Source organism: Streptomyces sp. NPDC002817, from assembly GCF_053592055.1.
In genome coordinates, this window is record NZ_JBSFUY010000001.1 from 367354 (window position 1) to 381493 (window position 14140).

The 14140-nt window shown below is 70.3% G+C and carries 10 protein-coding genes; 9 read left to right on the forward strand and 1 reads right to left on the reverse strand.

Translation table 11 applies throughout. The features are described 5' to 3' along the window. Positions 1 to 84 precede the first annotated feature (84 nt). From iolC to mmsA, 5 genes are read left to right on the forward strand one after another with little or no spacing between them, the layout of a single operon-like run. The gene (gene iolC / locus ACWD3I_RS01645) at positions 85 to 1035 is read left to right on the forward strand and encodes a 5-dehydro-2-deoxygluconokinase (protein ID WP_365394275.1); all 951 of its coding nucleotides are present in this window, start codon (positions 85 to 87) and stop codon (positions 1033 to 1035) included. After that, entirely contained in the window at positions 1032 to 1913 is an 882-nt protein-coding gene (locus ACWD3I_RS01650; protein WP_365394276.1) for a Cgl0159 family (beta/alpha)8-fold protein, read from the forward strand. Before iolC ends, ACWD3I_RS01650 begins: the two co-directional genes overlap by 4 nt. A gap of 7 nt (positions 1914 to 1920) precedes the next feature. Next, positions 1921 to 2733, forward strand: a complete 813-nt coding sequence (gene iolB / locus ACWD3I_RS01655) for a 5-deoxy-glucuronate isomerase (protein ID WP_266892169.1) — start codon at positions 1921 to 1923, stop codon at positions 2731 to 2733. After that, positions 2730 to 4613, forward strand: a complete 1884-nt coding sequence (gene iolD / locus ACWD3I_RS01660; RefSeq protein ID WP_365394277.1) for a 3D-(3,5/4)-trihydroxycyclohexane-1,2-dione acylhydrolase (decyclizing) — start codon at positions 2730 to 2732, stop codon at positions 4611 to 4613. The genes iolB and iolD overlap by 4 nt, the downstream gene beginning before the upstream one ends. Positions 4614 to 4627: 14 nt before the next feature. Then, positions 4628 to 6130 carry a CoA-acylating methylmalonate-semialdehyde dehydrogenase gene (gene mmsA / locus ACWD3I_RS01665; RefSeq protein ID WP_266892173.1) on the forward strand — a complete coding sequence of 501 codons (1503 nt, stop codon included), beginning with the start codon at positions 4628 to 4630 and terminating at the stop codon, positions 6128 to 6130. 49 nt (positions 6131 to 6179) lie between these two features. On the opposite strand, the gene ACWD3I_RS01670 is transcribed toward mmsA, so the two are convergent. Further along, positions 6180 to 7013, reverse strand: coding sequence for a hypothetical protein (locus ACWD3I_RS01670; protein WP_365394278.1), 834 nt, complete (start codon positions 7011 to 7013; stop codon positions 6180 to 6182). Positions 7014 to 7285: 272 nt separating this feature from the next. Between ACWD3I_RS01670 and ACWD3I_RS01675 the strand changes: the two genes are divergently transcribed. The 4 genes from ACWD3I_RS01675 (at position 7286) to ACWD3I_RS01690 (ending at position 14096) form a co-directional block, all read left to right on the forward strand. After that, entirely contained in the window at positions 7286 to 8677 is a 1392-nt protein-coding gene (locus tag ACWD3I_RS01675; RefSeq protein WP_365394279.1) for an APC family permease, read from the forward strand. A 236-nt stretch (positions 8678 to 8913) separates the two neighbouring features. After that, the gene (locus tag ACWD3I_RS01680; protein WP_365394280.1) at positions 8914 to 11556 is read left to right on the forward strand and encodes a CocE/NonD family hydrolase; all 2643 of its coding nucleotides are present in this window, start codon (positions 8914 to 8916) and stop codon (positions 11554 to 11556) included. After that, a complete protein-coding gene (locus ACWD3I_RS01685; RefSeq protein WP_365394281.1) occupies positions 11553 to 12407 on the forward strand; it encodes an ABC transporter permease in 855 nt (284 codons plus the stop codon). Before ACWD3I_RS01680 ends, ACWD3I_RS01685 begins: the two co-directional genes overlap by 4 nt. A gap of 147 nt (positions 12408 to 12554) precedes the next feature. Further along, positions 12555 to 14096 carry a vWA domain-containing protein gene (locus ACWD3I_RS01690; RefSeq protein WP_365394282.1) on the forward strand — a complete coding sequence of 514 codons (1542 nt, stop codon included), beginning with the start codon at positions 12555 to 12557 and terminating at the stop codon, positions 14094 to 14096. Positions 14097 to 14140: the final 44 nt, after the last annotated feature.

The window sequence follows — 14140 nt, forward strand, 5'->3', positions numbered from 1 at the left end:
CGTCCGAATGTCTGGACAAAACATTGACAGGGCTCGGGATCCGGGACTAGAAATCCGGGGGAGAGTCGATACGAAGGGAACTCGATGGCGTACGACCTGATCACCATGGGGCGGATCGGAGTAGACATCTATCCGCTGCAGACGGGCGTCCCACTGCCGGAGGTGGAGACCTTCGGCAAGTTCCTCGGCGGCTCGGCCACCAACGTAGCGGTCGCCGCCGCCCGCCTGGGACGCCGCGCCGCGGTGATCACACGCACCGGCGACGACCCTTTCGGCGCCTATCTCCACCAGGCGCTGAAGGACTTCGGCGTCGACGACCGCTGGGTCACCCCGGTCCCGGGCCTGCCCACCCCGGTCGTCTTCTGCGAGATCTTCCCGCCGGACGACTTCCCGCTCTACTTCTACCGGGAGCCCAAGGCCCCGGACCTGGAGATCGACGCCCACGAGCTCGACCTCGACGCCATCCGTGACGCCCGCATCTTCTGGGTCACCGGCACCGGCCTGAGCGAGGAGCCCAGCCGTACGGCGACGCTGGCGGCCCTCGCCCACCGGGCCAAGGCGGGACTCACGGTCTTCGACCTCGACTGGCGCCCGATGTTCTGGAAGGACCCCGCGCAGGCCCGCCCCTTCTACGAGGAGGCCCTGCGCCACACCACCGTCGCGGTCGGCAATCTCGACGAGGTGGAGGTCGCGACAGGCGTCCGCGAACCCCGCGCGGCGGCCCAGGCACTGCTGGACGCCGGTGTCGAGATCGCCGTGGTCAAGCAGGGCCCCAAGGGTGTCCTGGCGGTCGACCGAAACGGAAACACCGCCGAGGTCCCGCCCCTGCCCGTCACCGTCCTCAACGGACTCGGCGCCGGCGACGCCTTCGGCGGCTCCCTCTGCCACGGCCTCCTCGAAGGCTGGAACCTGGAGAAGATCATGCGGCACGCCAACGCGGCCGGCGCCATCGTCGCCTCCCGCCTGGAGTGCAGCTCGGCGATGCCCACACCGGACGAGGTCGAGGCCGCGATCAGCGCGGGGGCCGTCAAGTGACCGTCGACGTCTCCGAACTCGTCCGTCTGCGCACCCGCCACCCCGAGGCGATCGCGGAGGCCGCCGCCCGCCGGGTCCGCAGGCCGCTGCTCGGCTCGAACGACCGCCTGATGATCGTCGCCGCCGACCACCCGGCCCGCGGCGCCCTCGGCGTCGGCGACCGCAAGTTCGCCATGGCCAACCGCGCCGACCTGCTCGAACGCCTGGTCCTGGCGCTGTCCCGCCCCGGCGTCGACGGCGTCCTCGCCACCGCCGACATCCTCGACGACCTGCTCCTCCTCGGTGCCCTCGACGGCAAGGTCGTCATGGGCTCGATGAACCGCGGCGGCCTCCAGGGCGCCAGCTTCGAACTCGACGACCGCTTCACCGGCCACCGCGCCGAGGACATACAGCGGCTCGGCTTCGACGCCGGCAAGCTGCTCCTGCGGATCGACTACGCCGACGCGGGCTCCCTCACCACCATGGAGTCCACCGCCCGCGCGATCGACGACATGGCCGCACGGCAACTCCCGGTCTTCGTCGAGCCGTTCATCAGCAGCCGCACGGACGAGGGCAAGGTCAGGAACGACCTCTCCGCCGAGGCCGTCACCAAGTCCATCGCCATCGCCTCGGGCCTGGGCGGCAGTTCGGCCTACACCTGGCTGAAGGTCCCCGTCACCGACAACCCCGACGACATGGCCGAGGTCATGGCCACCTCCACGCTGCCCGCCGTCCTCCTGGGCGGCGAGGTGGGCGACGACCAGGACGGCGCGTACGAGAAGTGGCGCGGGGCGCTGCAACTCCCCACCGTCCGGGGACTGGTGGTCGGCCGTTCGCTGCTCTACCCGGCGGACGGGGACGTGGCCGCCGCCGTGGACACCGCCGTAGGACTGCTGTGAGGGCCGCATGAGCAACGAGTTGTACGTTCCCGAGGGATCCTCGACCAACGCCCTGTACACCGTGGACATCGACCCCAAGCGGGCCGGCTGGACCTACTGCAGTCTGCGGATCGTCACGCTGGAACCGGGTGGCACGCACACCTTCACCACCGGCGACAGCGAGTGGATCGTCCTTCCGCTGGAAGGCGGATGTACCGTACAAACAGAAGAGAACGAGTTCCAACTCCTGGGCAGGGAAAGCGTGTTCGCGTCGGTCTCCGACTTCGCGTACGTTCCCCGCGACGCCCGGGCAACGATCGCCTCCGGCGCGGGAGGCCGCTTCGCCCTGGCAGGAGCGAAGTGCGAGCGACGACTCCCCGCCCGCTACGGCCCCGCGCCGGAGGTCCCCACCGAAGAACGCGGCAGCGGCAACCGCCTGCGCCACGTCCGCAACTTCGCCTCCGCCGACGCCTTCGACTGCGACAAGCTCATCGCCGTCGAGGTCATCACCCCCGGCGGCAACTGGTCCTCGTACCCGCCCCACAAGCACGACGAGAACCGGCCCGGCGAGGAAGCGGAGCTGGAGGAGATCTACTACTTCGAGATCGACGGCCCGAACGGTTTCGGCTATCAGCGCGTATCTCCCTCCCGTGAGGGCGGATCGGACGTCCTCACGGAGGTCCGCTCCGGCGACGCCGTCCTCGTCCCCGACGGATGGCACGGCCCGTCCATCGCCCAGCCCGACCACGACATGTACTACCTGAACGTCATGGCGGGACCGGGTCAGACGCGGGAGTGGCGGATCTGCTTCCACCCGGACCACACGGAGGGTTACCGATGACCTCAACGACGAGGCTCACGGTCGCGCAGGCACTCGTACGCTTCCTCGCCGCCCAGTACACGGAGCGCGACGGCGTACGGCAGCGGCTGATCGGCGCCACCTGGGGCATCTTCGGCCACGGCAACGTGGCCGGACTCGGCCAGGCGCTCATCGAGTTCGGCGACGACATGCCGTACCACCAGGGCCGCAACGAGCAGTCGATGGTCCACGCGGCCATCGGCTACGCCCGCCAGTCCAACCGCCTGTCCACGCACGCCGTGACGACGTCGATCGGCCCCGGCGCGACCAACCTGGTCACCGGCGCCGCGCTCGCCACGATCAACCGCCTCCCGGTCCTGCTCCTCCCCGGCGACATCTTCGCCACCCGCGTCGCGGACCCGGTCCTCCAGCAGCTCGAAGTCCCCTACGCGGGAGACATCAGCGTCAACGACAGCCTGCGCCCGGTGTCGAGGTACTTCGACCGCGTCACGCGGCCGGAGGCCCTGATCCCGGCGGCCCTCCAGGCGATGCGCGTCCTCACCGACCCGGTGGAGACGGGCGCGGTGACCCTCGCGCTCCCGCAGGACGTCCAGGCCGAGGCCTACGACTGGCCCGACGACTTCTTCGCCGAGCGCACCTGGGTCGTACGACGGCCGGGCGCGGACCCGACCGAACTCGCCGAGGCGGTACGGGCGATCCGCGCGGCCCAGCGCCCGCTGATCGTCGCCGGCGGCGGCGTCCACCACAGCCGCGCGGAGGAGGCCCTCGCCGAGTTCGCGGAGACCACGGGCATCCCCGTCGCCTCCACCCAGGCCGGCAAGGGCTCCCTGCGCTGGGACCACCCCCAGGACGTCGGCGGCATCGGCCACACCGGCACCGCCACCGCCAACGAACTCGCCCGCCAGGCCGACCTGGTGATAGGCGTCGGCACCCGCTACACCGACTTCACGACGGCCTCCCACACCCTGTTCTCGGGTGACGGGGTGCGCTTCCTCAACCTCAACATCGCCCCGTTCGACGGCCACAAGCTCGCCGGGCAGCCGCTCGTCGCGGACGCGAGCAGCGGCCTGGCCGAACTGACCGCGGCCCTGCGGACGCACGACCACCGGGTCACGGAGTCGTACGTCGGCGAGTACACGCTCGACAAGGACCGCTGGGAGTACCGCGTCGACGCCGCCTACGAGGCCGACGAACCGGACGTACGCCCGACCCAGCCGCAGGTCCTCGGCGCGCTGGACGCGATCGTCGACGAGTCGGACGTGATCATCAACGCGGCCGGCTCGCTCCCCGGCGATCTGCACAAGCTGTGGCGGGCACGCTCCCGGGACCAGTACCACCTGGAGTACGGCTATTCCTGCATGGGCTACGAGATCCCGGCGGCGATCGGCGTGAAGATGGCCGACCCCGAGCGCAACGTCTGGGCGCTGGTCGGCGACGGCACGTACCTGATGATGCCGACCGAGATCGTGACCGCCGTCCAGGAGGGCGTCGCGATCAAGATGCTGCTCATCCAGAACCACGGGTACGCCTCGATCGGCGGGCTCTCCGAGTCGGTGGGCGGTGAGCGGTTCGGCACCGCGTACCGGTACCGGTCCGAGGACGGTACCTACACCGGGGCGCCGCTCCCGGTGGATCTGGCCGCCAACGCGGCCAGCCTGGGCATGCGCGTGCTGCGCGCGAAGACCGTGGGTGACCTGCGCGAGGCCCTCGCTCAGGCACGTGCGGCGGACACTCCCACATGTGTCTACGTCGAGACCGAAACGGCAGACACAGTGTCGGGCGCGCCTCCGGCGCAAGCCTGGTGGGATGTACCTGTGGCCGAGACCGCGACCCGACCGTCGGCGGTCAAGGCACGAGAGCTGTACGACCGGCACGTCTCTACCCGACGCCGCCATCTGTGAAGGAGCAACTGGGCATGACGAAGATCGTCAACCACTGGATCGGCGGCAAGACCGTCGAAGGCGCGTCGGGCAACTACGGGCCGGTCACCGACCCTGCGACCGGCGCGGTCACCACCAAGGTCGCGTTCGCCTCCGTGGAGGAGGTGGACTCCGCCGTCGCCGCCGCCAAGGACGCGTTCCAGACCTGGGGCACGTCGTCGCTGGCCAAGCGGACGACCATCCTGTTCAGGTTCCGGGCGCTGCTCGAGGCGAACCGGGACGCGATCGCGGAGCTGATCACCGCCGAGCACGGCAAGGTGCACAGCGACGCGCTGGGCGAGGTCGCGCGCGGTCTGGAGATCGTGGACCTGGCGTGCGGGATCACCGTGCAGCTGAAGGGTGAGCTGTCGACCGAGGTCGCCAGCCGCGTGGACGTGGCCTCGATCCGGCAGCCGCTGGGTGTCGTGGCCGGCATCACGCCGTTCAACTTCCCGGCGATGGTCCCGATGTGGATGTTCCCGATCGCCATCGCGACCGGCAACACCTTCGTGCTGAAGCCGTCGGAGAAGGACCCGTCGGCCTCCCTGAAGATCGCCGAGCTGCTGGCCGAGGCCGGACTGCCCGACGGTGTCTTCAACGTCGTGCACGGCGACAAGGTGGCCGTGGACCGTCTCCTGGAGCACCCGGACGTCAAGGCCGTCTCCTTCGTCGGCTCGACCCCGATCGCCCGCTACATCCACACCACGGCCTCCGCCAACGGCAAGCGCGTCCAGGCCCTGGGCGGCGCCAAGAACCACATGCTGGTCCTCCCGGACGCCGACCTCGACGCGGCGGCGGACGCGGCTGTGTCGGCCGCCTACGGTTCGGCGGGCGAGCGCTGCATGGCCATCTCGGCCGTGGTCGCGGTCGGTGCGATCGGCGACGAGCTGGTGGAGAAGATCCGCGAGCGCGCCGAGAAGATCAAGATCGGTCCCGGCAACGACCCGGCCTCCGAGATGGGCCCGCTCATCACGAAGGTCCACCGCGACAAGGTGGCGTCGTACGTCACGGGCGCGGCGGCCGAGGGCTGCGAGGTCGTCCTGGACGGCTCCGGCTACACGGTCGAGGGCTTCGAGGACGGCCACTGGATCGGCATCTCGCTCCTCGACAAGGTGCCGACCACGGCGAAGGCGTACCAGGACGAGATCTTCGGCCCGGTGCTGACCGTGCTGCGCGTCGACACCTACGACGACGGCATCGCCCTGATCAACGCCTCCCCGTTCGGCAACGGCACCGCGATCTTCACCCGGGACGGCGGCGCCGCCCGCCGCTTCCAGCTGGAGGTCGAGGCCGGCATGGTCGGCGTGAACGTCCCGATCCCGGTCCCCGTCGGCTATCACAGCTTCGGTGGCTGGAAGGACTCGCTCTTCGGCGACCACCACATCTACGGCAACGACGGCACGCACTTCTACACCCGCGGCAAGGTCGTCACCACCCGCTGGCCCGACCCGGCCGACGGCCCCTCGGGCGTCGACCTCGGGTTCCCGCGCAACCACTGAGTGACCTCTGAGCCCGGGCACCCCCCCAGGTGTTCGGGCTCAGTCGTGCCTACTGCCCCTGCGCGTCCTTGAGCGCCTGGGTCATGTCGGCGGTCTCCGCGGCCGGCGGAGCCTTGACCTCGGCCGCGGCACCGAACTCGGAGAAGTCCATGGTGGCCGTGACCTTGCCCATCACCTGCTTCAGACGGACGGGCAGGTCCTTGTCGTTCACCCAGATCTCCATGGTGATGGAGTCCGCGCCGCCGGTCACCGAGCCCAGCAGGTTGTCCTTGTCGGTGTAGGCGTCCTTGAACTTGCCCATCTTCGACTGGTCGATCACGGCCCGGTAGTGGGTCGTCTTCTGCCCGTCGACGGTCTCCGAACCGAGGTCCTCGACGTCATCGGCGTACTTGAGGCCCTTCATCGAGGCCGTCGGGTTGCCACCGCCGCCCCCGCTCATCGCCGCGGCGCCGTTCTCGCCGAACACCGCGGAGGCGTCGACCTTCATCCACTCCTTGCCCTTGAGCGGGCCCGAGGCCTGCGGGTCGACGTCGTAGTAGTACACGCCGTCGACGAGCAGACAGTGGATCGTCGGGTCGTCCTGCACGGTCTGCATCTGCGCGGCCGCGGTGTCCATCTGGACGTCGTAGGCGATGCCGTCGCCCCACGAGTACGTGCCGTCCATGGCTATCGGCGTGCCGGTGCCCAGGTCGGTCGTCATCTTGATCTCGGCCGAGCCGGTCTGTTCGGTGCGGTCGGTGGCCCGCGTGAGCGCCGCCATGATCGTGTCCGTCTTGTCGACCGCGTCGGCCGTCTGCTTCACGGACTCCGCGCTGCACGCTGACGTCGCGACGAGCGCCGCCGCCGTGAACCCCACCCAGGCAGCGGTGTGCCTCAGCTTCATGTTCCCCACCCGTAGCTGTGATTCGTATGTGAGTTCTGCGAGAAATGACTTTAGCGGGCCGCACCGACATCCCCGCGACGGGATTTTTTCGCCGCCGACGCTGCGGTTCCCGCACACCTCAAGGGCGGGGAGGGGACAGCGTTTGACTGCCGTATACGAATGTGAAAGGGCAGTTGATCTACTGATTCCGTAGCAAGCAAGCCATTGACGCAATGGTTTTCGTCGGGGTTCCATCAGCGCCATCTGCTGCACGAGTCGATCGGAACCGTCGTATGACCGACACGCTCCGCCCTGCCGAGGCCGCTCTCCCCGAGGCGCCCGACAGCCCCCAGAAGCTCAAGCGCTCCATCGGAGTCGTCGGCGGCACCCTCCTCACCCTCTCCTGTGTGACCCCCGCGTCCACGCTCTTCGTGGTGGTCCCGGACCTGTTCGGCTCGCTCGGCACCGCGACCGCCCTGACCATCGCCATCGGCTCCCTCCTCTGTATCGCCGTGGCGTTCTGCTACTCCGAGCTGGGCACGCTCATTCCCAGCGCGGGCGGCGAGTACGCGATGGTCTCGACGATGGCGGGCCGGCTGGCGGGCTGGCTCGTCTTCGTGCTGTCCCTCCTGGTCGTGATGATCGTCCCGCCGGTGATCGCGATGGGCACGGCGGACTACCTGGCCCCGATCGTCCACCTCGACCCGTCGACGGCGGGCGCCGGCGTCATGCTCCTGGCGACCCTCGCCGGCCTGCTCGACCTGCGTGCCAACGCGTGGATCACCGGTGTCTTCCTGGTCCTCGAGGTGATCGCGGCGGCCGTGGTCGCGGTCCTGGGCTTCGCGCACGGCGAGCGAGGCGCGGACAGCCTGGTGTCCTTCCAGGTGGCAGGCGCGGACGGCCACGCGGACACGGTGACGGCGATGCTGATCGTGTCCGGCCTGGCCATCGCCCTCTTCATCACCCAGGGCTTCTCCACCGCCGTCTACCTCTCCGAGGAGATGGAGAACCCGCGCCGCAACGTGGCCCGCACGGTCCTCGCCACCCTCGCGATCTCCTCCGTGATCATCCTGGTCCCGGTGATCGCGATCACGATGGGCGCCAAGGACCTCTCCGCGCTCACGGGCGGCGACATCGGCACGATGGTCACCACCTGGTCCAACTCCGCCGTCGGCACCTTCGTCAGCCTCTGCGTGGCCCTCGCGATCATCAACGCGGGCATCGTCATGGTCATCCAGAACTCCCGCGTCCTCTTCGCCTCGGCCCGCGACAAGGCCTGGCCCACCCCGGTCAACAACGTCTTCGCCAGACTGGGCCGCTTCGGCTCCCCGTGGGTCGCCACCCTCGCGGTCGGCGTCCCCGGCGCGATCCTCTGCTTCGTGAACCTGGACACCCTGTACGGCATCACCGGCGTCTCGGTGACCGCCATGTACCTGCTGGTGGCGGTGGCGGCACTGCTCTCCCGCAAGGGCCCCCACAAACACACCCCGGCCTGGCGCATGCCCCTGTGGCCGGCGATCCCGGTGCTGCTGATAGCCGTACTGACGTACATCCTGAGCCGACAGGAGACGACGTACCTGCTCTGGACGGGCGGCATCACGGCGGCGGCGACCCTGTACTGGGCGATGTACCTCCGCCCGCGGAGGGGCACGAGGTGGCTGGTCTCGATCCCGACGGAGGACTGACACCCCGATCGCCCCGCAGGGGCGAAAAGGGGCGGGGGGCTGTATCGATTCGCGGCTCCGCCGCGTGGGCGCGACCAGCCACGAACAACCCGCACCCGGCAAATTCCAGACCGGACCGAGCTCTTGGCCATACAGCGAACGCGGTACACGACAACGCTCCCGTACCCCTACGGGATGTCGAAGGTTCAGCCCTCGGTCGATAACTCCCCGACAGTTTCACCCCGTACCGTTGAACCATGGATCTTCGACCCCCCGGACTGCGAGGGCGCCTTCGGAGGCCGCGACGGTGGATCGCCGCCGCGGCCTCCGTCGTCGTACTCGCCGGTGCCGGTACATGGACGGCCGTCGCCGCCGACGACGCGCCCCCGGTGCACCAGGCCGACCGGGTCATGGCGGTGAACGGCGTACGCATAGACACCTCGTACTTCACCCCCGAAGCCGCCGGCAGGCACCCCGCCGTCCTCCTCGGCCACGGCTTCGGCGGCAGCAAGAACGACGTACGCGAGCAGGCCGAAGCCCTCGCCCGGGACGGCTACGCGGTCCTCACCTGGTCCGCCCGCGGTTTCGGCAAGTCGACGGGCAAGGTCGGCCTCAACGCCCCGAACGCCGAGGTGGCCGACGTCGAGAAACTGATCGACTGGCTCGCCGAGCAGCCGACGGTCCAGCTCGACAAGAAGGGCGACCCCCGCGTAGGCATGGCGGGCGGCTCGTACGGCGGCGCGATCGCCCTCCTCACCGCCGGCCACGACGACCGTGTCGACGCCATCGCCCCGGCGATCACCTACTGGAACCTCTCGGACGCCCTCTTCCCGAACGGCGTCTTCAAGAAGCTCTGGGCCGGCATCTTCGTCAACACCGGGGGCGGCTGCGACAAGTTCGAACCGCAGATCTGCGAGATGTACCAGCGCGTCGCCGAGTCCGGCACCCCGGACGCCGCGGCCGAGAAGATGCTGGAGGAGCGCTCGCCCTCCGCGGTCGGCGACAGGATCAAGGTCCCGACCCTGCTCATCCAGGGCCAGACCGACTCCCTCTTCCCGCTGGACCAGGCCGACGCCGCCGAGAAGGCGATCAAGGCCAACGGCGCCCCCGTGGACGTCGACTGGATCGCCGGCGGCCATGACGGCGGAGACATGGAGACGAGCCGCGTCCAGTCCCGCGTGCAGTCCTGGTTCGACCGCTATCTCAAGGACGAGAAGACCACCGACACCGGGCCGGCCTTCCGCGTCACCCGCACCGGCGGCGTCGACTCCACCGACGGCGCGGCGCAGCTCCGGGGCGCCAGTGACGACACCTACCCCGGCCTGGAGAGCGGTCGGAAGTCCATCGCCCTGACCGGCCGCGAGCAGGACTTCGACAACCCGGCCGGCGCCAACCCGCCCGCCGTCTCCGCCCTCCCGGGCCTCGGCGGCTCCGGCCTCTCCCAGCTCTCCTCGCTGGGCGTCGGGGTCTCCCTGGACTTCCCGGGCCAGTTCGCCCGGTTCGACTCGAAGCCGGTCACCGACGACCTCCGCATCACCGGCGCCCCGACGGCCACCGTCCACGTGAAGTCCACGTCCGACGACGCCGTCCTCTTCGCCAAGGTCTACGACGTGAGCCCGAACGGCACTCAGCAGGTACTGCCGTCCCAGCTGGTCTCACCCGTCCGCGTCGAGGGCGCCAAGTCCGGCAAGGACGTGACGATCACCCTCCCGGCGATCGACCACAAGATCGACACGGGCCACCGCCTCCGCCTGGTCCTCGCCTCCACCGACCTCGGCTACGCCTCCCCGGCCGCCCCGGCGACGTACACCGTCTCCCTGAAGGGCGACCTCGAGGTCCCGACGGCCCCCGGCGTCTCCACCGCGGCCGCCCCGCTGCCCTCCTGGGTCTGGTGGCTGCCCCTCGCGGGCGCCGTGCTCGCGCTGCTCCTGCTCCTGACGGGCCGCCGCCGCACGGCCATGCCCGCCCCGGACCCGGAGCTGGCCGAAGTCCCGCTCCAGATCACCGACTTGAGCAAGAAGTACGCGGGCGGCGACCGCTACAGCGTCCGTGACCTGTCCTTCCGCGTCGAGAAGGGCCAGGTGCTGGGCCTCCTCGGCCCCAACGGCGCCGGCAAGACGACCAGCCTGCGCATGCTGATGGGCCTGATCAAGCCGGACGGCGGCGAGATCCGGGTCTTCGGTCACGCGATCCGCCCCGGCGCCCCGGTCCTGTCCCGGGTCGGCTCGTTCGTCGAGGGCGCGGGCTTCCTGCCGCACCTCTCGGGCCGCGAGAACCTGGAGCTGTACTGGCGGGCGACGGGCCGCCCGGCCGAGGACTCCCACCTGGACGAGGCGTTGGAGATCGCCGGCCTCGGTGACGCACTGGCCCGCGCGGTCCGCACGTACTCCCAGGGCATGCGCCAGCGCCTGGCCATCGCCCAGGCCATGCTCGGCCTGCCGGACCTGCTCATCCTCGACGAGCCGACCAACGGCCTCGACCCGCCACAGATCCGCGAGATGCGCGAGGTGATGATCCGCTACGCGGCGGCCGGCCGCACGGTCATCGTCTCCAGCCATCTGCTGGCGGAGGTCGAGCAGACCTGCACCCACCTGGTGGTCATGGACCGCGGCCGCCTCGTCCAGGCCGGCCCGGTCGCCGAGATCGTCGGCTCCGGCGACACCCTGCTGGTCGGCACGGCCTCGCCCGTCGAGGAGCCGATCGTCGAGAAGGTGGCGGCGCTGCCCGGCATCGTCTCGGCGCTCCGCACCGACGAGGGCATCCTGATCCGCCTCGACGCCGACGGCAGCGCCGAGCGTCTGGTCGCCGAACTCGTCCGGCTCGAGGTGCCCGTCCAGTCGGTGGGCCCGCACCGTCGCCTGGAGGACGCCTTCCTCACCCTGATCGGAGGTGCCGCATGAGCACGCTGACCGAGACGGCCTCCGGCTACAAAGCGGGCCGTACGCTCCCCCTGCGCGTGGAGCTGATCCGCCAGCTCAAGCGCCGCCGCACGATCGTCATGGGCGGCATCCTCGCCGCCCTGCCGTTCGTCCTGCTCGTCGCCTTCGCCATCGGGGGCGAGCCGGGCGGCCGCAACAACACGGTCTCCCTGATGGACACGGCGACCGCGTCCGGCGCCAACTTCGCCGCGGTCAACCTGTTCGTGTCGGCGGGCTTCCTGCTGGTCATCCCGGTCGCCCTGTTCTGCGGGGACACGGTGGCCTCGGAGGCCGGCTGGTCCTCCCTGCGCTATCTCCTCGCGGCCCCCGTGCCCCGGGCCCGCCTTCTGTGGTCCAAGCTCGTCGTCGGCCTCGGCCTCAGCCTGGCCGCGATGATCCTGCTGCCCATCGTCGCGCTGGCCGTCGGCACGGCGGCCTACGGCTGGGGCTCGCTGGAACTGCCCACGGGAGGTTCACTCGACCCGGGAACGGCGGCACAGAGGCTCGTCGTCGTCGTGGGATTCATCTTCGTCTCCCAACTGGTCACCGCGGGGCTCGCGTTCTGGCTCTCGACCAAGACCGACGCCCCCCTCGGCGCGGTCGGCGGCGCCGTCGGCCTGACCATCGTCGGCAACGTCCTGGACGCCGTGACCGCGCTCGGCGACTGGCGCCACTTCCTGCCCGCGCACTGGCAGTTCGCCTGGGCGGACGCCGTACAGCCCACTCCCGAGTGGTCCGGCATGATCCAGGGCACCGCGGTCTCGATAACGTACGCCCTCGTGCTGTTCGCGCTGGCCTTCCGCGGTTTCGCCCGCAAGGACGTGGTGTCCTAGGTCACCGGAGGATCACCTACCGGTCTCAACGGCCCTGCTCCGTGGCCTCTTCGAGACGCTTCCGCAACGCTCCGTAGCGCACGTTCCGGCCCCCTGGCCCGTCACAGTCACAAAGGTCGACGTCAACGGACCAAGGGGGCACGGAAGATGGAGCAGTATCGAATACGACGTGTGCGCGCCGCGTTGCTCGCGCTCACCGCGGCGGGCGGCCTGCTGCTGACGGGCTGCAGCGCGAGCGGCGACGGCGCGAACGGATCCTCGTACGACGGTGGCAACAAGGGCGGCGGCTACGCACCCGCGCCGGAGGGGGAGCAGCAGGGCAGCAGCCCGGACAGCTCGGACAGCGACTCCCGTGACGTCGCCCCCGAGCCCGACTACCTCTCCACCTTCGCCCTCGACGTCGACACCGCCTCCTACGGCTACGCCCGCCGCACCCTCGCCGAGGGCCGCATGCCCGACCCCTCGACGGTCCGCCCGGAGGAGTTCGTCAACAGCTTCCGCCAGGACTACGACCGTCCCGACGGCAACGGCTTCACGGTGACCGTCGACGGTGCCCGCACCGACGAGGACGACTGGTCCCTGGTCCGCGTCGGCCTCGCCACCCGCGCCGCCGAGGACAGCGAGGAACGCCCGCCGGCCGCCCTGACCTTCGTCATCGACATCTCCGGCTCCATGGCCGAGCCGGGCCGCCTCGACCTCGCCAAGGACTCCCTGGGCACGATGACGGACCAGCTCCGCGACGACGACTCGGTCGCCATCGTCACCTTCAGCGACGAGGCCGAGCGGGTCCTGCCGATGACCCGCCTGGACGGCAACCGCGACGAGGTCCACGACGCGATCGACGGCCTGGAACCCACCGACTCCACCAATCTCGGCGCCGGCGTCGACACCGGCTACGAGACCGCCGAGGACGGCCTGCGCGAAGGCGCCACCAACCGCGTCGTCCTCATCTCGGACGCCCTCGCCAACACCGGCGACACCGACGCCGACACCATCCTCGAACGCATCGCGAGCGAACGCCGCGAGCACGGCATCACCCTCTTCGGCGTCGGAGTCGGCAGCGACTACGGCGACCAGCTGATGGAACAGCTCGCCGACAAGGGCGACGGCCACACCGCCTACGTCTCCGACGAGGACGACGCCCGCAAGGTCTTCGTCGAGCAACTCCCGCGGAACATCGACCTGACCGCCCGCGACGCCAAGGCCCAGGTCGCCTTCGACCCCGAGACGGTCCTGGAGTTCCGCCTCGTCGGCTACGACAACCGCCGGGTCGACGACGAGGACTTCCGCGACGACAGCGTCGACGGCGGCGAGATCGGCCCCGGCCACACCGTCACCGCCCTCTACGCCGTCCGCCACAAGCCCGGCTCCGACGGCCACCTCGCCACCGCGAGCGTCCGCTGGCTCGACCCCGAGTCCCGCACCCCGCACGAGGAGTCCGGCCAGTTGGAGAGCGAGGACCTCGACGGCGACCTCTGGGAAGCGGGCTCCCGCCTCCAGGTCACCGCCGTCGCCGCCTACTTCGCCGACACCCTGCGCTCCTACGGCGCCGAGTTCAGCCCCCTGCCCGGCACCCCGTCCCTCGGTGAACTGAGCGAGCGCGCCCACGACTTGGCCAAGAGCACCGAGGACGAGGACGTACGACAGCTCGCCGAGGCGATCGACCAGGCGAGGCGCTACGGCGGCTGACACGAGCTCCTGCCGGACCCTCTTGACCTTTTGTTACGCACGAG

Coding starts and splice junctions, on each gene's coding strand:
- ACWD3I_RS01685 (WP_365394281.1), top strand. CDS start 11,553: ATGAGCACGCTGACCGAGACGGCCTCCGGCTACAAAGCGGGCCGTACG.
- ACWD3I_RS01675 (WP_365394279.1), top strand. CDS start 7,286: ATGACCGACACGCTCCGCCCTGCCGAGGCCGCTCTCCCCGAGGCGCCC.
- mmsA (WP_266892173.1), top strand. CDS start 4,628: ATGACGAAGATCGTCAACCACTGGATCGGCGGCAAGACCGTCGAAGGC.
- ACWD3I_RS01680 (WP_365394280.1), top strand. CDS start 8,914: ATGGATCTTCGACCCCCCGGACTGCGAGGGCGCCTTCGGAGGCCGCGA.
- iolB (WP_266892169.1), top strand. CDS start 1,921: ATGAGCAACGAGTTGTACGTTCCCGAGGGATCCTCGACCAACGCCCTG.
- iolC (WP_365394275.1), top strand. CDS start 85: ATGGCGTACGACCTGATCACCATGGGGCGGATCGGAGTAGACATCTAT.
- iolD (WP_365394277.1), top strand. CDS start 2,730: ATGACCTCAACGACGAGGCTCACGGTCGCGCAGGCACTCGTACGCTTC.
- ACWD3I_RS01690 (WP_365394282.1), top strand. CDS start 12,555: ATGGAGCAGTATCGAATACGACGTGTGCGCGCCGCGTTGCTCGCGCTC.
- ACWD3I_RS01670 (WP_365394278.1), bottom strand. CDS start 7,013: ATGAAGCTGAGGCACACCGCTGCCTGGGTGGGGTTCACGGCGGCGGCG.